The organism is Streptomyces drozdowiczii (genome assembly GCF_026167665.1).
GTDB classification, from domain to species: domain Bacteria; phylum Actinomycetota; class Actinomycetes; order Streptomycetales; family Streptomycetaceae; genus Streptomyces; species Streptomyces drozdowiczii_A.
Genome location: NZ_CP098740.1, coordinates 4,615,445 through 4,634,425 on the forward strand (window position 1 = coordinate 4,615,445; position 18,981 = coordinate 4,634,425).

Genomic DNA, 18,981 nt, shown 5'->3' on the forward strand with positions numbered 1-18,981 from the left:
GAGTGGCCCTGCGGAGTTCTGAGGGGTGGTCAGCGCTCGGACGGGGCTTCGGCCTCGGCCGCGATCATGCGCTCCATCGGGACGACCCCGAAGCGGCCCGAGACGAGGAAGGCCAGGACCATCGAGACGACCATGAGGACCGTTCCGGCCCACACCATCGTCTCGACCGGCACGGTGTACGCGCCCGCGGCCCGCAGCGCGCACTCGGTGAGCAGCGCCCCGCCCCAGATGGCCGAGAACCGGATCTCGGCCCTGCGAAAGTCCGGCGAACCGGCGGAAAGCCGCTCCCAGGCGGCCGTCTTCGCGGCCTCGCCCCGGGTCAGCCACGGCCGCAGGCCCGCCGACAGCATCGGCCGCCCGCGCAGCGCCGTCACCAGGAACGCCAGCCCGATGATGCTGCTCACCCCGCTGTCCTTGAGCAGCATCAGCCGCGGGTCGCCGGACACCAGGCCCAGCAGCAGCGAGACCGCGTTGACCGACACCATCAGCGCCGCGAGCCCGTTGAGCCGGCGCTCGCGCACCGCGCCCCACACGGTGCGGACCGCCGGGACCACGCTGCTCCAGGCCAGCGCGCCGAAGGTGGAGAGCCCCGCCGCCTTCAGCGCGTAGTACGCGGCGAGCGGCAGCGCGACATCCACCAGCAGCGGCTTCAGGCTGTCCACGAGGGCCTTGCGGGGCGCGAGAGGAGCGGCTTCGGCGACGGGGGCGGTCAGTGTGGCGGCCGGGCTGCTCATGTCGGTTCCTCCCGTTGCGGCGGCGCCTTCGTGGCTCCCGCTCTCGACACCTACAGACTGCCGATCGGGGCCTCCTCCCCGGCAGAGCCGCGTGTACTGACCTCCGCATGACGAATGTCATGGCCTTCACCATGCGCTTGTACGGCTCCGAGCGCGTGACCCGATCGTTGCCGTCGGGCGTACAACCGCGTCGGGTCCTCCCTGGTCCCACTGACGTTCTGATTTTCCGAGGGAGGGGACGGTCTCGCGTATGGCGAAGACGATGTGGAACGCGGTGGTGGCCGTGGGAGCGGCGGCCGTGTTCACCGCGATGGCGGCGGTACCGGCGGGGGCGGCGGAAGGGGGAGCCTCCTTCTCCCGGGTGTCGTTCAACGGCGGCAAGCCGATCGTGATCGGCGTGCAGGAGGTGGTCGAGGTCCACGGGACCTTCCGGATGACGACCACGCGCAGGTTCGACTACGGGCCGACCGTGTATCCGTACCGGGGGAGTCTCGAAGGCGGGGACACCCTGTGGAACGTCATCATCGGCAGCGACTGCCGCCCCGTGGCGAAGGGGGTCTGCGACTTCCAGGAGTGGCTCGACATCGACCCGCGGCACATCGACTTCGGCAACGAGGACGCGGGCACCTGGAAGTTGGCCGCCGAGGTCTCGTACGTCGGTGACGACTACGACAAGGACGACCTGAACATCCCGGTCCAGGTCCAGCGCGCCACCCGGGTCACCGTCAACGCCGCCCCGGAGCCGGCCCTGTTCGGCAAGACGATCACGATCACCGGCAAGGTCACCCGGGCGAACTGGGACACGCACACGTACCAGGGGTACGCGGGCCGCACGGTCAGCCTCCAGTTCAAGGCTGACGGCACGTCCTCGTACAAGACGGTCAAGAAGGTGACGTCCGGCTCGACGGGGGCGCTCAAGACCACCGTGAAGGCCACCGACTCCGGCACCTGGCGGTGGAACTACTACGGGAACTCCACAGCCGGCGCGAAGGCGTCGGCCGGCGACCACGTCGTCGTGTCGTCCGGCGTCCGCGTGATGCACGGCCCGCGCGAGATGCACGCCGCCCGCTAGGGCCCGGCCGGAAACTCGTTCGCCGTTCACCCGCCGCCGGTGCTGGGATGGCCGCATGACCGCATCCGCAGCCATCCCGGCCCAGCACCGGATCCGTGCGCTCCACACCGCCGACACCCTGACCGTCTATCAGGCGTACACCCCGACGCTCGGGCTGCCCGCCGCCCGCGACGGGCGTTTCCCGGCCGCCTGGAAACGCGACCGCATGACCTGGATCAAGCCGAGCTTCCTGTGGATGATGTACCGCTGCGGTTGGGGGACCAAGGAGGGCCAGGAGACCGTCCTCGCCGTCGAGATCACCCGCGAGGGCTTCGACTGGGCCCTCGGCCACGCCGAACTCTCCCACTACGAGAGCGGCGTGCACCCGGACCGCGCCACCTGGCAGCGCGACCTGCGCCGAGCCCCCGCCCGTGTCCAGTGGGACCCCGAGCGCGACCTGCACCTGAACCGGCTCCCGTACCGCTCGCTCCAACTCGGCCTGGCCGGCGAGGCGTCACGGCGTTACGCGGACGAGTGGACGGTCTCGATCCGCGATGTCACCCCGCTCGCCCGCGAGATCCACGCGCTGGTCGGGGCGGGCGAGACGGAGGCCGCGACCGCGCTGCTGCCCGCCGAGACGCCGTACCCGCTGCCGCAGGGCACCCCGCTGCCGGTGCCCGTGACCGTGGCTTAGGACCACCCCGTCAGCGCCACGACCTCCCGCGCGATGTCCGGCACGGTGCGCCCGTCCGTCGCCACCCGCGCGGTGTCCGCCGGGGCGTGCTCGTCGAGCATCCGGGCCTTGCGGCGGCTGCTCCGCAGCTCGTGCTCCAGCTCCGAGCCGATCTCGCGGCCGGTGAGCCGCTGCGCGGCCGTCGCGTCGGACGCGGTCAGCAGCACCCGTACGCACCGCACCCCGGCCCCCATCGCGCGCTCGAACATGGGCGCGGTGCCGGGCAGCACGCACACCGTGTTGGTGTAGACGAGGCGGCGCACGCCCAGGGCCGCGTAGTTGGCCCAGACCGCAGCCAGATTGCGTTCGGTGATCAGCGAGCGGTGCGGGTCGTCGTCCGGTGCGGGATGCACGGCGCACAGGAAGTCCCCGTCCACCACCGCGTGCCCGGCCCCCGCCTCGCGCAGCCGCGCCGACACCTCCCAGGCCACCGTCGTCTTCCCGACGCCCGCCCGGCCGCCGATGAGCAGTACTTCCGGCTGTTCCATCCCGGCAGCGTTCCAGAGCGCGGGGGCGTCGCGCGAGGCAATGGGTGGCCCGGGGCATACCGCGTCCGGAGTACGAGGCCCGCTTCCGTACGCCTTGAGGATGCCCGGGAGTTCCGCCCGGCGGCAGGTGGGACGGGGTGGCGGGCCGCATAGGGTCGTACACATGGACTCCCCTGTTGCGCGTACGTCCCGGTGGCGGCGCCTGCTGCCCCGCACCCGAGGCCGGTGGGCGGCGGCCGGTGCCGCGCTCCTCGTGCTCGCCGGTGCGGGCACCTGGACGGCGGTGGCCGACGACAGCGGCCCCGCCGTGCACCGCCAGGACCGGATGATGCGCGTCGACGGGGTCTCCCTGGACACCTCGTACTTCACCGCCGGAGGCGACGGGCGCCGGCCCGCCGTGCTCATCGGCCACGGATTCGGCGGCAGCAAGGCGGAGACCCGGGCGCAGGCCGAGCAGCTGGCCCGCGACGGATACGCCGTCCTCACCTGGTCCGCGCGCGGCTTCGGCACGTCCGGCGGCGAGATCGGGCTGAACGCGCCGGACCGCGAGGTCAAGGACGTGTCCGGGCTGATCGACTGGCTCGCGGGCCGCCCCGAGGTCCGGCTCGACGCGAAGGGCGATCCCCGGGTCGGCATCACCGGGGCGTCCTACGGCGGCGCGGTCTCGCTGCTCGCCGCCGGGTACGACCACCGCGTCGACGCCATCGCCCCGCAGATCACCTACTGGAACCTCGCCGACGCGCTCTTCCCGGACGGGGTGTTCAAGAAACTCTGGGCCGGGATCTTCGTCAACTCCGGTGGCGGCTGCGGCAACTTCGAGAAGGAGCTGTGCGACCTGTACGAACGGGTCGCCGTCAGCGGCAAGCCGGACGCCGCCGCGCGCGCCCTGCTCACGAAGCGCTCCCCGAGCGCCGTCGCCGACCGCATCAAGGCCCCCGCGCTCATCGTGCAGGGCCAGACCGACTCCCTCTTCCCGCTCGGCCAGGCCGACGCCATGGCGAAGGCCATCGCCGCCAACGGCGCCCCCGTCTCCGTCGACTGGGCGGCCGGCGGGCACGACGGGGGTGACATGGAGACCGGCCGGGTACAGAAGAGGATCACCGGCTGGTTCGACCGCTATCTGAAGGGGAAGAGGGCGCCGACACCGGCCCCGCCTTCCGCGTCACCCGGACCGGCGGCATCGACTCCACGGACGGCGCCGCCCTCACCCGGGGCGCCACCAGCGAAACGTACCCGGGCCTGCACAGCGGCCCCGAGACCGTCGCACTGCGCGGGCGCACCCAGAAGATCAGCAACCCCGCAGGGGCCAACCCGCCCTCGATCTCCGCCGTCCCCGGCGTCGGCGGCTCGCTCGCCCAGCTCTCCACCCTTGGCGTCGGCGGCCTCGCCCTCGACTTCCCCGGCCAGTACGCGCGCTTCGACTCCGCCCCGCTGCCCGTCGCCCGCCGCATCACCGGCGCCCCCACGGTCCGGGTGACCGTGAAGGCCGACCACGGCGACGCGGTCCTGTTCGGCAAGGTGTACGACGTGTCGCCGGACGGGAAGCGGCAGGTGCTGCCCGCCCAGCTCGTCGCGCCGTACCGGATCACGCCGGAGCAGCAGGGCAAGCCGATCGAGCTGACCCTGCCCGCCGTCGACCACGAACTCGACGCGGGCCACCGCCTCCGCCTCGTTCTTGCCGCGACCGACCTCGGCTACGCGTCCCCGGCTGAGCCGGCCACGTACACCGTCTCCCTCGACGGGCCCCTCACGCTTCCCACCGCTCCCGGCCTGAAAACCGCCTCGGCCGCGCTGCCCTGGTGGACCTGGGGGCTGCCGGCCGCCGCCCTGGTGATCGCCGCCGCCCTGCTGCTCACCGCCCGGCGCCGTACCGCGACGCCCGCACCCGACCCCGCGCTCACCGACGTACCGCTGCAGATCACCGGCCTGTCCAAGAAGTACGCCAAGTCCGCCGACAGGTACGCGGTCCGCGACCTCTCCTTCCGCGTCGAGAAGGGGCAGGTGCTCGGCCTGCTCGGGCCCAACGGGGCCGGGAAGACCACCACCCTGCGCATGCTCATGGGGCTCATCACCCCCGACGACGGCGAGATCCGGGTCTTCGGGCGGGCCATCCGCCCCGGCGCGCCCGTGCTCTCCCGGGTCGGCTGCTTCGTGGAGGGCGCGGGCTTCCTGCCGCACCTGTCCGGGCGCGCCAACCTGGAGCTGTACTGGAAGGCCACCGGCCGCCCCGAAGAGGACGCGCGCATCGACGAGGCCCTGGAGATCGCCGGGCTCGGCGACGCCCTGGCCCGCGCCGTGCGCACGTACTCGCAGGGCATGCGGCAGCGGCTCGCCATCGCCCAGGCCATGCTCGGCATGCCGGACCTGCTCATCCTCGACGAGCCGACCAACGGTCTCGACCCGCCGCAGATCCGCGAGATGCGGGACGTGATGATCCGGTACGCGGCCGGCGGCCGCACCGTGATCGTCTCCAGCCACCTCCTGTCCGAGGTCGAGCAGTCCTGCACGCATCTGGTCGTCATGGACCGGGGCAGGCTCGTCCAGGCGGGCCCCGTCGCCGAGATCACCGGCTCCGGCGACATGCTCCTGGTCACCGCGGCCGACCCGCTCACCGAACCCCTCGTGGAGAAGGTCGCCGCCCTGCCGGGCATCGGCTCCGCCGTCCGCACCGACGACGGGCACGGGCTCCTCGTCCGGCTCGACGGGGCGAACCCGCCCGAGCTGATCGCCGAGCTGGTCCGCCTCGACGTGCCGCTGACGGGCATCGGCCCGCACCGCCGCCTGGAGGACGCCTTCCTCACCCTGATCTCCGGAGGCTCCGCATGAGCACCGCAGCCGGCCTCACCGAGGCCCCCGAGGCGCCGGGCTACCGCGCCCGCCACACCCTGCCGCTGCGCGTCGAGGCGGTCCGGCAGCTCCGTCGGCGCCGCACCCTGCTCATGGGCGGGGTGCTGGCCGCGCTGCCGTTCATCCTGATCATCGCCTTCGCGATCGGCGGCACCCCGGACGGCGGGCCCGGCGGCGCGGACCGGATCACGCTGATGGACACGGCGACCGCGTCCGCCGCGAACTTCGCCGCGACCTGCCTGTTCGTCTCGGCGGGCTTCCTGCTCGTCGTCCCGGTCGCGCTGTTCTGCGGCGACACCGTGGCCTCCGAGGCGAGCTGGTCCTCGCTCCGCTATCTGCTCGCCGCGCCCGTGCCCCGGGCCAGGCTGCTGTGGAGCAAGCTCGTCGTCGCGCTGGGCTTCAGCCTCGCCGCGATGGTGCTGCTGCCGCTCGTCGCGCTCGCGGCCGGGGCGGCGGCCTACGGCTGGGGGCCGCTCCAGCTGCCGACCGGGGGTGCGCTGCCGGCCGGGGACGCGGTGCCGCGCCTCGCGCTGGTCGTCGCGTTCATCTTCGTGTCGCAACTGGTGACCGCGGGGCTCGCGTTCTGGCTCTCGACCAGGACGGACGCCCCGCTGGGCGCGGTCGGCGGCGCGGTCGGGCTGACCATCGTCGGCAATGTGCTCGATGCCGTGACCGCGCTCGGCTCCTGGCGCGACTTCCTGCCCGCGCACTGGCAGTTCGCCTGGGCGGACGCGCTCCAGCCCGCCATCGAGTGGGGCGGCATGGCGAAGGGCGCGGCCGTATCGGTGACGTATGCCCTGATCCTGCTCGCCTTCGCGTTCCGAGGGTTCAGCCGTAAGGACATCGTGTCCTGACCTTGACATTCCGCCGGTTCCGCGCTCGTCGTTGCCGCATCGAGATCGTTCCGCAACGCTTTCATCCGGTCCGGACCGCCCCCTCGCACGTCACATTCACAAGTGCTGACGTGACGACACAGGGGGTAGGGCATGGAACACCGCACACGGAAGTACCGGTCCGCAGTAGGGCTGTTGCTCGCGACGGGCGTGCTGCTCACCGGCTGCTCGGGGACGGACGGCGGCGGCAAGGCGACGTCCGACCAGCGGCGCGCGGGGGCGCCCGCGCCCGCCTACACCGGGGGAGCGAAGGAGGAGGGAGGCGAGGCGGACCGGCTGAAGGAGTCCGCCCGGCCGGACTACCTCTCCACCTTCGCGCTGGACGTCGACACCGCCTCGTACGGCTACGCCCGCCGCACCCTCGCCGACGGCCGGCTGCCCGGACCGGAGACCGTGCGGCCCGAGGAGTTCGTCAACAGCTTCCGCCAGGGCTACCACCGCCCCGAGGGCAACGGCTTCTCGGTCTCCGTCGACGGAGCCAGGGCCGCCGCCGAGGACGGTGACTGGTCGCTGGTCCGGGTCGGCCTGGCCACCAAGGCCGCGCCCTCCACCGCCGAACGGCCCCCGGCCGCGCTCACCTTCGTGGTGGACGTCTCCGGCTCGATGAACTCGCCCGACCGGCTCGGCCTGGTCAAGACCTCGCTCGGCATCCTCACGGACGAACTCCGCGACGACGACTCGATCAGCCTGGTCACCTTCAGCGACGACGCGGAGACCGTCCTGCCGATGACCCGGCTGAGCGGCCACCGGGGCAGGATCCGCGACGCCGTCGACTCGCTGGAACCCGCCGACTCCACCAACGTCGGGGCGGGCATCGAGCGCGGTTACGAGGAAGCGGTGGAGGGCCGCCGCAAGGGCGTGAACAACCGCGTCGTCCTGCTCTCCGACGCGCTGGCCAACACCGGCGACACCGAGGCGGACGACATCCTCGAACGGATCGACTCGGCCCGCCGCGAGTACGGCATCACCCTCTTCGGCGTGGGCGTCGGCAGCGACTACGGCGACGCGTTCATGGAGCAGCTGACCAACAAGGGCGACGGCCACACCACGTACATCGCCGACGAGGAACAGGCCCGGAAGGTCTTCGTGGACCAGCTCCCCGCCCACCTCGAACTGACCGCCCGGGACGCCAAGGCACAGGTCGCCTTCGACGCGGAGACCGTCGAGAAGTTCAAGCTGATCGGCTACGAGGACCGCAAGGTCGCCGACGACGACTTCCGCGACGACTCCGTGGACGGCGGCGAGGTCGGCCCCGGCCACACCGTCACCGCCCTGTACGCCGTGCGGCTGCGCGACGGCGCCTCCGGCCATGTCGCCACCGCGACCGTGCGCTGGCTCGACCCGGAGACCCGCAAGCCGCACGAGAAGACCGGTTCCGTGGCGACCGGGGCGATCACCGGCAAGCTCTGGGGCGGCCGGAGCACCCGCCTCCAGGTGACGGCGGTGGCCGCCTACTTCGCGGAGAACCTGCGCGGCTCCGGCCTGCCCGGCACCCCGGCCCTCGGCGAACTCGCCGACCGGGCCCAGAAGCTGGCCACGACGACCGAGGACGCCTCGGTGACGAAGCTGGCGGACGCGATCACCCGCGCGGACCGGCTGAAGGGCGGCGGGGACACCGTGGAGGACGGCGGAGAGGGCGAGATGGGCTGATGTGAAGAGCCCCGGGGGAGCGGCGGGCTCCCCCGGGACTCCGGCGGTGCTTACGCGGTCACTACACGGCCCGCGCTAGCGTGCTGTGCCCCGCGAAAAAAAGGGACCTCCCTCGGGGGAGGTCCGGCGCGATCGGCTGGGCTGAGGTGCCCCCGGCAGGACTCGAACCTGCGGCCAAGCGCTTAGAAGGCGCCTGCTCTATCCACTGAGCTACGGGGGCCGGGTGGTGGCTGCGGTGGTCAGGAGCCCCGGGACCCGGGCGGTCCGTGACCTTGCCGGGACAAGGATAGGGCTCCGATTGGCTCGACCTCGTTGCTTCACCTGCGTGGCACGATGTGGAGGTTCGGTGAAGCGAGACGATAATCGCAGGTAGGCCCGGATCACGCACCGCTTTTGGCGCTTCACGCCACGGGTGTTGTGCACTCGTTATGCCTGCGCCCCACTCATCCCCTCTGTCCGGACGGAGGAACCGGCGCGCAGAGGTGGCTATACGCTTCAAAAAGGCGCCAAAATTGGGCATTCTTCGCATGTGGTGACCTTGGACGTACGGCCTCAGCTCATCGACGCACTCTCCGCCCTGCGCGACTGTGTCGCAGCCGTGCGTCTCCCACTCCCCCTCCCGGGGGCCCCGCGCGCCAGGCAGACCCGGACCGAGCTGCTCGCCCAGCTCGACGACTACCTGCTGCCCCGGCTCAAGGACCCCGAGGCGCCGCTGCTCGCCGTCATCGGCGGATCGACCGGCGCCGGCAAGTCGACGCTCGTCAATTCGCTGGTGGGGCGCCGGGTCAGCGAGGCCGGGGTGCTGCGGCCCACCACCCGCACGCCCGTCCTGGTCTGCCACCCGGACGACCAGCACTGGTTCGCGGGCGTACGGGTGCTGCCGCAGCTCACCCGGGTCTGGCTGTCGCCCGAGGAGTACGCCGAGCCCGGCCAGTGCGACGACCTCGAAGGACCCGACGGCCACGCGGCCGAGGAGGGCACCGCGCTGCGCGTCGAGACCGCCCCCGGCCTGCCGCGCGGGCTCGCCCTGCTGGACGCCCCCGACATCGACTCCCTCGTCGTCCGCAACCGGGTCCTGGCCGCCGAACTCATCTGCGCCGCCGACATCTGGGTCATGGTCACCACGGCCTCCCGGTACGCCGACGCCGTGCCCTGGCACCTGCTGCGTACCGCCAAGGAGTACAACGCCTCGCTCGTCACCGTCCTCGACCGCGTCCCGCACCAGGTGATCGCCGAGGTCTCCCGCCAGTACGGGGCCCTGCTCACCAAGGCCGGGCTCGGCGAGGTGCCCCGTTTCACCATCCCCGAGCTGCCCGAATCGGCGGGCGGCGGCAGCGGCCTCCTGCCCACCACCGCGGTCGCCCCGCTCCGCGCCTGGCTCGCCCACCGCGCCCAGGACCCGGCCGCCCGCCAGCAGGCCGTCGGCCGCACCGCCGCCGGGGTCATCGACTCCCTCGACGTCCGGATGCCCGCCCTCGCCGGCGCCGTCGCCGCGCAGTACGCCGCCGCCGTACGGCTCACGGGTGTGGTCGAGGAGGCGTACGGGAAGGAGGGCGCCCGGCTCCGGCGCAGGCTGAAGAACGGCGGCGCGCTCGCCGGCGACGCCCGGACCAGGTGGCGCGGCTACCCCACGTACAGCACCTCCGAGGAAGTGCTCGACGCGCTGGTCGAGAGCCTGGCCGCGCTCCTGGAGTGCGGCGTCGCCGCCGCCGACGAGCAGATCCGCGCCGTCTGGCGCAAGGAACCCGCCGCCGCGGCCTTCGCCTTCGAGGCGGCGGGCCGCGAGGAGGGCGGCTGGGGTCCGGCCGAGGACATCCGGGGCCGGATCGACATGGCCGTACGCAGATGGCGCCGCATCCTGGAGGAACTGGCCGAGGAGGAGCTGCGCCTGATGGAGCGCAACGCCGCTCCGGACCCCGAGACCGTCGCCGCCCTGCTGGCCGCCGCCCTGCTCGGCGGACGCCGCGCCCGCACCGCCGGCGAACAGCTCGCCGAACGCATCGGCGCGCAGGGCGCGCTGCGGCTGCGCGACAAGGGCGGCGCGCTGCTCACCAACTGCCTCGACCACGTCCTGAACGGCGAACGCGACCGGCGGCTCGCCCCCCTGGACGCCCTCGACGTGGCCCCCGAGCCACAGGCCGAACTCATTGCCGCGCTGTCCCTACTGCAGAAGGAGAGGTGGCAGCGATGACTGCCGTCACTGACGAGAATCCGGGGCAGGGCGGGACCGCGGAGCAGCTGTCCGACGCGTCGCGCCCCGACACCTCCCGGTCCGGCACCGGCTGGGACGACGGGCTGATCGCCCGGCGCGCGCAGTCCGTCCGGAAGGAGGCCGAGCAGACCCCGGACGAGGCCCCCGAGGAAGAGGACGACGGACGCCCGCAGGTCGAGGCGTACGTGGACTCCGGCAGCCCGCTCCGGCCGCGCCTGGACGCCCTGCGCGAGCTCGTCGGCCTCTCCCGGGCCCGCCTGGACCGGGCCGCGCTCGCCGAGGCGGGCCGGGTGCTGGACGAGGCGGCGGCCCGGCAGCGGCTCTCCTCCCGGCACACCGTCGTCGCCATCGCCGGGGCGAGCGGCAGCGGAAAGTCGGCGCTCTTCAACGCGCTCGCCGGCGCCCAGCTCTCCGAGACCGGCCTGCGCCGCCCCACCACCTCCTCCCCGCTCGCCTGCTCCTGGACCGACGGGGCCGCCGGACTGCTGGACCGCCTCGCCGTGCCCGGCCGGCTCCGGCGCAGGCCGTCGCCGGGCGCGGCGGCCGACGAGGCGCTCCAGGGCCTGGTCCTGGTCGACCTGCCCGACCACGACTCGGCGGCGAAGGGCCACCGTGACCAGGTGGACCGGGTGCTCGCGCTGGTCGACGCGGTGATCTGGGTGGTGGACCCGGAGAAGTACGCGGACGCCGCCCTGCACGAGCGCTACCTGCGCCCCCTCGCCGGCCACGCCGAGGTCACCTTCGTCGTGCTCAACCAGATCGACCGGCTGCCGGGCGAGGCCGCCGACCAGGTCCTGGACGACCTGCGCCGGCTGCTGGACGAGGACGGCATGGCGCTCGGCGAGCACGGCGAGCCCGGAGCGACCGTCCTGCCGCTGTCCGCCCTGACCGGCGAGGGCGTCGGCGAACTGCGCGAGCTGCTGGGCCGGTTCGTCCAGGACCGCACGGCCGCGACGCGGCGGCTGTCCGCCGATGTGGACGCGGCGGCGGCCAGGCTCCGCCCGGTGTACGTCGCCGAGGGGCGGCCGGGTCTGGGGGAGCGGGCCCGGGAGGAGTTCACGGACCGGCTCGCGGAGGCGGTGGGCGCGGCCGCGGCGGGCCAGTCGGCCGAACGCGAGTGGCGCCGCAACGCCGGACGGGCCTGCGGCACGCCGTGGCTCCGGCTGTGGCGCTGGTACGAGGCCACGCGGCAGCCCGGCAGCCGGGACCGGACCCCGCTCGCCGCCCCGCCCGAGGAACGGCTCACCGCACGCCAGCGCGTGGAGCAGGCCGTGCGCACGGTCGCGGACGACGCTGCCGCCGGACTGCCCGGCCCCTGGGCGCAGGCGGTGCGGGAGGCCGCGGTGCACGGCGCGAAGGGGCTGCCGGACGCGCTGGACGAACTGGCGGGGCGGGTGGCGGGCGGCGACGCGGCCGCGCGGGGCGCGGGCGGTGGCGCGGTGTGCGCGACGGCTTCGGAGCCTGCGGGCGGGGCTGCGGCCGAGGGCCGGGGCGGGCGCGCCGCCGGGAAGCCGCCGCGTCCCGCGTGGTGGCCGGCGGCGGTGCTGGCTCAGGTGGCGATGACGCTGTTGCAGATCTTCGGCGGCCTGTGGCTGGCCGGCCAGATCATCGGGGTGCTGGAGCCGGGGCTGCTGACGCCCGCCCTGGTGATGCTCGGTGGCATCGTGGGCGGCCCGCTCGTGGAGTGGTCGTGCGCGGCGGCGGCCCGGGGGCCCGCCCGGCGGTACGGGCAGGAGGCCGAGCGGCGGTTGCGCGAGGCGGCGGCGGCCTGCGGGCGGGCCAGGGTGCTCGACCCGGTCGCGGCCGAGCTGATGCGCTACCGCGAAGTGCGGGAACGCTACGTGGCGGTGACGGAGTTTTCCACAACGGGCCGTTAGTCCACAGCCTCCAGCAGGATTTCCGCCTCCCCTCCAGCATGGGACCGGTGACCGCGCGTTCGGCGCGGCCACGGTATCCGGGCGAAGGGGAGGCGGAGTCATGAACGAGACCCTGGTGACGCTGGTGGGCAACGCGGCGACGGCGGTGGAGTTCCGGGAGACGGCGAGCGGGGGCATGGCCCGGTTCAGGTTCGCGGTGACGCCCCGGCGGTGGGACCGCGAGAAGGAGGTCTGGGCCGACGGGCACACGAGCTTCTACACCGTGTGGGCGTGGCGCGCGCTGGCCGCGAACCTGACGGGCTCGGTCGCGGTGGGGGAGCCGCTGGTGGTGCACGGCAGGCTGAAGGTGCGCGAGGAGGAGTTGGAGGGGCAGCGCCGGACCTTCGTGGACATCGAGGCGGTGGCGGTGGGCCACGATCTGACCCGGGGCACCGCCGCCTTTCGCCGGGTGGTCAGGGGCGAGCCGGGGCTGACATCGAGGTACGGTCCGGCGCCGGTCGCGGCGGGGGCCGCCGATCCGTGGGCGGTGCGGGAGGCGCCGGAGCGGCCGGGCGGGGAGCCGGTGGGCGGCGGTGAACCGGCGGGCGGCGCCGAGCCGTCGGGGAGGCGTCGGAGGAGTCGTCGGTGGGGGAGCGGCCGGCGGCGCGGCGGCGGACGGTGCGTCAGAAGAACGGTGCGGCGCCCCGGAAGCCCGAATCGGACCTGGTGACCGCGTGATGACCAGGCGTGCCGGGGCGGATGGTCGCAACGGGGCGCGAGTTGCGCGGGATAACGATTGCGATTCGGAATGGTTGTCGGATGGTATGACGGGGGACTCTTCATGGCTCGCTCCATAGGATCTCCCCGTACTCACAAGGCACTTGAGTAGCAGGCGGGACAGTCCCCACACGCGTACCGGGCGCGAGGGTCTCGCCCGGAGGGGAAATAAGTGTTTTCTGCTTCTTCAGCGACCGCTTCGTCTTCCAAGGCGACGGCTCCGACCGCACGGCGCGGGCGCATAGCCCGGCTGACCGCTTCCGCGATGGCGTCCGGCCTGGTCGTGGCCGGAGCCCTCGTCGGCGCCGGCACCGCGACGGCCGACGAGGTGCCCGCGCACCAGGGCGGGGCCACCGCCGTGCTGGACGGCCTCAAGACCTTCGACACCGCCTACGTCCACGACGGCGGCGAGCAGGACAAGGTGTCCGCCGGCCTGTTCGAGATGAACGTCGACGGCGGCGGCACGCTCAAGACGTACTGCATCGACATCCACAACCACACCCAGGACCAGGCGAAGTACCTGGAGACCCCTGGAACCAGACCTCGCTCGGCAGCAACAAGGACGCCGGCAAGATCCTCTGGGTCCTGCAGCACTCCTACCCGCAGGTGAACGACCTCTCGAAGCTCGCCGAGGCGGCCGGCACCGGCGCGCTCACGGAGAAGACCGCGGCGGCCGGCACCCAGGTCGCGATCTGGCGGTTCTCCGACCACGTCGACGTGACCGCCCAGGACGAGCAGGCGGAGAAGCTCGCGGACTGGCTGGAGAAGTCCGCCACCGACATCGCCGAGCCCAAGGCATCCCTGGCGCTCGACCCGGTCGCGGTCTCCGGCCGCTCCGGTGAGCGCGTCGGCCCGGTCACCGTCCGCACCAACGCCGGCCAGGCCACGGTGACCCCGCCGGCGGACCTCGCCAGCGGTGTGAAGGTCACCGACAAGGCGGGCAAGCCCGTCACCACGGCGTCCGACGGCGACCAGCTCTACTTCGACGTGCCCGCCGGCTCCGAGGAGGGCACCGCCGCGCTGACCGTCCAGGCCGCCACCTCCGTCCCGGTCGGCCGCGCCTTCGCCGGGGTCACCAAGAGCCAGACCCAGATCCTGGCCGGCTCCAGCGAGTCGACGGTCTCCGCGACCGCCACCGCCAGCTGGGCCAAGAAGGGCCCGATCCCGACGGCCACCGCCGAGAAGAACTGCGACAAGGGCGGCGTCGACATCACCGTCGGCAACCAGGGCGACGAGGCGTTCACCTTCGAGCTCGACGGCAAGCAGAACACCGTCGAGGCCGGCAAGACCGTGACCGTCACCGTGCCCGTCGCCGAGGACCAGGCGTACGACGTCACGGTCACCGGCCCGGGCGGCTTCTCCAAGACCTTCAAGGGCGTCCTGGACTGCAAGACCACCAGCAGCGGCACCGGCGGCAGCAGCACCGGTGGCACCGACACCCAGACCGGTGGCGACAAGCCCACCACGACCACGGCCACGGCCGGCGGCAACACGGGCGGCGACGACACCAACCTCGCCGAGACCGGCAGCTCCAGCGCCACCCCGATGATCGCGGGCATCGCCATCGCCCTGGTCGTCGTCGGCGGCGGCGCGGTCGTGCTCCTGCGCCGCAAGGGCCGCACCGCCAGTGAGTGACCAGCGGTAGCACACCGTCACACGCACTGATCAAGGCCCCGGCGGGCTTCGGCCCGCCGGGGCCTTCGCGCACCCCCGCCCCGCCACCCCGCCCGCCCCACGCGTACCGCGACCCGGGACCGCGCGTATCGCGCACCGGACCGGTTTCCGTCAAGAGGCGGCCGTCAGGCAAGATGGGGTGTATCTGCCCACACATCGATTGCCGGACGGTTTCTCTTGGCTGAGTTCATCTACACCATGCGCAAGACGCGCAAGGCGCACGGCGACAAGGTGATCCTCGATGACGTCACCCTGAACTTCCTGCCCGGCGCGAAGATCGGTGTCGTGGGGCCCAACGGCGCCGGTAAGTCCACGGTGCTGAAGATCATGGCGGGCCTGGAGCAGCCGTCCAACGGTGACGCGTTCCTGTCGCCCGGCTTCAGCGTCGGCATCCTCATGCAGGAGCCGGAGCTCGACGAGAACAAGACGGTCCTGGAGAACGTGCAGGACGGCGCCGCCGAGGTCATGGGGAAGCTCAAGCGCTTCAACGAGGTCGCCGAGCTGATGGCGACCGACTACTCGGACGCGCTCATGGACGAGATGGGCAAGCTCCAGGAGGACCTGGACCACGCCAACGCGTGGGACCTGGACGCCCAGCTGGAGCAGGCCATGGACGCCCTGGGCTGCCCGCCCGGCGACTGGCCCGTCGTCAACCTCTCCGGTGGTGAGAAGCGCCGCGTCGCGCTCTGCAAGCTCCTCATCGAGGCGCCCGACCTGCTGCTCCTCGACGAGCCCACCAACCACCTCGACGCCGAGTCGGTGAACTGGCTGGAGCAGCACCTCTCCAAGTACGCGGGCGCCGTCGTGGCCGTCACCCACGACCGCTACTTCCTCAACAACGTCGCCGAGTGGATCCTCGAACTGGACCGCGGCCGCGCGCTCCCGTACGAGGGCAACTACTCCACGTACCTCGACAAGAAGGCCGCCCGCCTCAAGGTCGAGGGCCGCAAGGACGAGAAGCGCCAGAAGCGGCTCAAGGAAGAGCTGGAGTGGGTGCGGTCGAACGCCAAGGGGCGCCAGACCAAGTCCAAGGCCCGTCTCGCCCGTTACGAGGAGATGGCCGCCGAGGCGGACAAGATGCGGAAGCTGGACTTCGAGGAGATCCAGATCCCGCCGGGGCCGCGCCTCGGTTCCATCGTGGTCGAGGTCGAGAACCTCTCGAAGGCGTTCGGCGACAAGGTCCTCATCGAGGACCTGTCGTTCACGCTGCCGCGCAACGGCATCGTCGGCGTCATCGGCCCGAACGGCGCCGGCAAGACCACGCTGTTCAAGATGATCCAGGGCCTGGAGACGCCGGACAGCGGCTCCATCAAGGTCGGCGACACGGTCAAGATCTCCTACGTCGACCAGTCCCGCGCCAACATCGACCCGAAGAAGACCCTCTGGGCCGTCGTCTCGGACGAGCTGGACTACATCAACGTCGGCCAGGTCGAGATGCCCTCGCGGGCGTACGTCTCCGCCTTCGGCTTCAAGGGCCCGGACCAGCAGAAGCCGGCCGGTGTCCTCTCCGGTGGTGAGCGCAACCGCCTCAACCTGGCGCTGACGCTCAAGGAGGGCGGCAACCTGCTGCTCCTCGACGAGCCCACCAACGACCTCGACGTCGAGACCCTGTCCTCGCTGGAGAACGCCCTGCTCGAGTTCCCGGGCGCGGCCGTGGTCATCTCCCACGACCGCTGGTTCCTGGACCGCGTCGCCACGCACATCCTGGCGTACGAGGGCGACTCCAAGTGGTACTGGTTCGAGGGCAACTTCGAGTCGTACGAGAAGAACAAGATCGACCGCCTCGGCCCGGACGCGGCCCGTCCGCACCGCGCCACGTACAAGAAGCTCACGCGAGGCTGATCGTCTTGGCTCGTCACATCTACAGCTGCCCGCTGCGCTGGTCGGACATGGACGCCTTCGGCCACGTCAACAACGTGGTCTTCCTCCGCTATCTGGAGGAGGCGCGCATCGACTTCATGTTCCGGCTGGCGCCGGGGGACGGCTCGCCGTCCTTCGCGGGCGGCTCGGTCGTGGCGCGGCACGAGATCGACTACGTGCGGCCGCTGGTCCACCGGCACCGGCCGGTGACCGTCGAGTCCTGGGTCACGAAGATAGGCGCCGCGTCCCTGACGATCGCCTACGAGATCAAGGACCCGGACCAGGTCTACGTACGCGCCTCGACCGTCGTCGTGCCGTACGACCTGGCCGCCGGGCGCCCCCGGCGCATCTCCCCGGAGGAGAAGCGGTTCCTCCAGGAGTACCTGGCCGAGGAGCCCGCCGCGGTATGACCGTGTCCGTACAGTCGCTGCGGTTCGCCGACGCGAGGGAGGCCGCCGATCTCGGCGCCTTCCTCGGCCGGCTGCTCCACTACGACCGCGCCGCCGCCGTCCGCCTCCAGGCGGGCGGCGGCGCGCTCGCCGTGTTCGGCAGGCCCCCGTCCTTCGACGTGCTGGCCATCCGCACGGCCCGGCTCGCCGACGCGCACGACCTCGACGTCACCGTGTCGGCCGGCGACCTCCTGGAGGCCCTGCCGGACGAAGGGCCGGACGCCGCCGTCCTGCCCGCCCCGGTCACCGGACCGCCCTGGGCCGGTGTCCTCCCCCCGCGCGGCGGCTGGCGGGAGCGGTCCGGGCTGCCCGGACCCGTAGCCCTGCGCGCCGCGCTCACCGCCGCCGTCACCGAATTCCGGGACCGCGACGAGGCCCTGCCCGAGGACCGGCGCACCCGCGCCGAGCGGGACCGCATCGGCCACGACATCTGGTCGCGCACCCTCGCGGACACCGAACTCCCGCTCCGCGCGGTGCACGCCGCCCAGTCCCTCGGCTTCCTGCGCGCCGACCCCGCCTTCCCGGTCGCCCTCCTGGCGGCCGGCAGCTGGCTCCGCCTGCGCACCCCGTACGGCTCCGTCGCCCTGCGCCGGGCCGGCGCGGCGGGCGGCCTGGGCAACCTCGCGGTCTCCGTAACCGGCTGAATCCCGCGCCTTTACGCCGTAAAGCCCCGCTCACCACCGCATCCGCACGTCCTCCGCCCACCCCAGCAGCCGCTCCACCGCGATCCGGGTCCCGTCGTCCGCGCGGACCGTGCCGTCGTAGTGGCCGAACAGCTGGTCGGTGCGGTTGGCCAGCGCCCCCGCCTCGGTGCGGACGCGGCGGTTGTGGAACGGGGTGAACGTCAGATCGACCTGCCCGGTCAGCGGGGTGCGGACCGTCCACGGCCGGAGCGGGTCCGAGGGCGACCAGCGCCAGTCCAGCTCCTCGCCGATCTTGCTGAGCCGGCCGTCCACGCAGAGCGCGTTCTCCGTGGAGCCGGTGCCCAGCGTCCACTGCCCGCCGAGCTGGACGCCGAGGGTGTGCCCGTCGGTGCGGCCGGACGCGGCGCCCCAGTTCCAGCGGACCGTACGCGGCCAGCGGCCCCGGCCGTGGTCCAGGACGGCCCAGGTGTCGTCCCCGTCGAAGTCCAGGAACTCCCCGCCCACCCTGACCCGGCCGGAGGCGGGCAGCGCGGTCTGCTTGGAGGTGTACTGGAAGCGGCGGCTGCTCCACGGCACGACCACGGAGAGCGATTCGTGGCCCGCCGGCCGGGCGACCAGGAGGTCCACCTCCACCGGCACCCGCTCCGGGGTCAGACAGCGGGCCCGCAGCCGGGTGCCGCCCGGCTCGTCGCGGATCTCCACGCGCACCTTGCCGCCCGTCGGACGCGCCGGGCCCGTCACCACGTCCGGGGCGCCGGGGGAGCCGGCCACGGTCTCGGGGAGGCGGGCGCCGAGGCCGCCGGGAAGGATCGCCGTACGTTCCAGCTCCAGGCCGCCGGGCGCGTACTCCAGCAGGTAGACGCTGTTCAGGGCGAGGAAGTCCAGATCGCTGACGGTCAGCGCCACCAGATGGGTGGGCGTCGTGACGCACCAGTACTCCCACCGCTTCGTCCGGCCCCAGCCGCGCAGATTGGCGCGGTGCAGCGGGGTCCGCGACCAGCCGACCGCCGCCGGGTCGAGGCGGCCGTCCGGCAGGCACAGGTCGACCGGCCCGGTGATCTCGCGTTCGAACGTCGTCATGGCCGGATCCTAACGGCCGGTCACACCGCCTTC

At 72.9% G+C, this 18,981-nt stretch carries 13 protein-coding genes, 1 tRNA gene and 2 pseudogenes; 12 read left to right on the plus strand and 4 right to left on the minus strand.

From position 1 onward, the window contains the following. Window positions 1–29 precede the first annotated feature (29 nt). Window positions 30–734 carry a VC0807 family protein gene (locus tag NEH16_RS21015; protein ID WP_265544329.1) on the minus strand — a complete coding sequence of 235 codons (705 nt, stop codon included), beginning with the start codon at window positions 732–734 and terminating at the stop codon, window positions 30–32. 250 nt (window positions 735–984) lie between these two features. Here NEH16_RS21015 and NEH16_RS21020 point away from each other — a divergent pair, with 250 nt between their 5' ends. Together NEH16_RS21020 and NEH16_RS21025 are read left to right on the plus strand one after the other, a co-directional pair. Then, entirely contained in the window at window positions 985–1,806 is an 822-nt protein-coding gene (locus NEH16_RS21020) for a hypothetical protein (RefSeq protein ID WP_265544331.1), read from the plus strand. Window positions 1,807–1,861: 55 nt separating this feature from the next. Next, window positions 1,862–2,479 carry a DUF4291 domain-containing protein gene (locus NEH16_RS21025; protein ID WP_265544332.1) on the plus strand — a complete coding sequence of 206 codons (618 nt, stop codon included), beginning with the start codon at window positions 1,862–1,864 and terminating at the stop codon, window positions 2,477–2,479. Here NEH16_RS21025 and NEH16_RS21030 read toward each other — a convergent pair. Then, on the minus strand, window positions 2,476–3,006 hold the full coding sequence (locus tag NEH16_RS21030; RefSeq protein ID WP_265544333.1) for an AAA family ATPase: 531 nt from the start codon (window positions 3,004–3,006) through the stop codon (window positions 2,476–2,478). The genes NEH16_RS21025 and NEH16_RS21030 overlap by 4 nt on opposite strands. A 253-nt stretch (window positions 3,007–3,259) precedes the next feature. Here NEH16_RS21030 and NEH16_RS21035 point away from each other — a divergent pair. The 3 genes and pseudogenes from NEH16_RS21035 (at window position 3,260) to NEH16_RS21045 (ending at window position 8,396) form a co-directional block, all read left to right on the plus strand. Continuing rightward, window positions 3,260–5,832 (plus strand): annotated as a pseudogene (locus NEH16_RS21035) (alpha/beta fold hydrolase). Further along, window positions 5,829–6,707 (plus strand): ABC transporter permease, encoded by an 879-nt coding sequence (locus NEH16_RS21040; RefSeq protein WP_265544335.1) that lies wholly within the window; start codon window positions 5,829–5,831, stop codon window positions 6,705–6,707. The pseudogene NEH16_RS21035 and the gene NEH16_RS21040 overlap by 4 nt, the downstream one beginning before the upstream one ends. A 132-nt stretch (window positions 6,708–6,839) precedes the next feature. After that, entirely contained in the window at window positions 6,840–8,396 is a 1,557-nt protein-coding gene (locus NEH16_RS21045; RefSeq protein WP_265544337.1) for a vWA domain-containing protein, read from the plus strand. Window positions 8,397–8,543: 147 nt separating this feature from the next. Here the strand turns inward: NEH16_RS21045 and NEH16_RS21050 are convergent. After that, window positions 8,544–8,616: transfer RNA gene (locus NEH16_RS21050), tRNA-Arg, on the minus strand. Between the two features lie 318 nt (window positions 8,617–8,934). Between NEH16_RS21050 and NEH16_RS21055 the strand changes: the two genes are divergently transcribed. The 7 genes and pseudogenes from NEH16_RS21055 (at window position 8,935) to NEH16_RS21085 (ending at window position 17,868) form a co-directional block, all read left to right on the plus strand. Then, the gene (locus NEH16_RS21055) at window positions 8,935–10,587 is read left to right on the plus strand and encodes a dynamin family protein (protein ID WP_265547291.1); all 1,653 of its coding nucleotides are present in this window, start codon (window positions 8,935–8,937) and stop codon (window positions 10,585–10,587) included. After that, the gene (locus tag NEH16_RS21060) at window positions 10,584–12,485 is read left to right on the plus strand and encodes a YfjP family GTPase (protein WP_265544338.1); all 1,902 of its coding nucleotides are present in this window, start codon (window positions 10,584–10,586) and stop codon (window positions 12,483–12,485) included. Before NEH16_RS21055 ends, NEH16_RS21060 begins: the two co-directional genes overlap by 4 nt. 100 nt (window positions 12,486–12,585) lie before the next feature. Beyond that, a complete protein-coding gene (locus NEH16_RS33935) occupies window positions 12,586–13,194 on the plus strand; it encodes a single-stranded DNA-binding protein (RefSeq protein WP_265544340.1) in 609 nt (202 codons plus the stop codon). 219 nt (window positions 13,195–13,413) lie between these two features. Further along, window positions 13,414–14,876: pseudogene (locus NEH16_RS21070) on the plus strand (LAETG motif-containing sortase-dependent surface protein). 216 nt (window positions 14,877–15,092) lie between these two features. Beyond that, a complete protein-coding gene (gene ettA, locus NEH16_RS21075) occupies window positions 15,093–16,757 on the plus strand; it encodes an energy-dependent translational throttle protein EttA (protein WP_073965149.1) in 1,665 nt (554 codons plus the stop codon). A gap of 5 nt (window positions 16,758–16,762) precedes the next feature. Next, window positions 16,763–17,185, plus strand: coding sequence for an acyl-CoA thioesterase (locus NEH16_RS21080; protein ID WP_158070793.1), 423 nt, complete (start codon window positions 16,763–16,765; stop codon window positions 17,183–17,185). Next, on the plus strand, window positions 17,182–17,868 hold the full coding sequence (locus NEH16_RS21085) for a hypothetical protein (RefSeq protein ID WP_073965151.1): 687 nt from the start codon (window positions 17,182–17,184) through the stop codon (window positions 17,866–17,868). Before NEH16_RS21080 ends, NEH16_RS21085 begins: the two co-directional genes overlap by 4 nt. 30 nt (window positions 17,869–17,898) lie before the next feature. Here the strand turns inward: NEH16_RS21085 and NEH16_RS21090 are convergent, their stop codons facing one another. Continuing rightward, entirely contained in the window at window positions 17,899–18,948 is a 1,050-nt protein-coding gene (locus NEH16_RS21090) for a DUF2804 domain-containing protein (RefSeq protein ID WP_265544342.1), read from the minus strand. Window positions 18,949–18,981 lie beyond the last annotated feature (33 nt).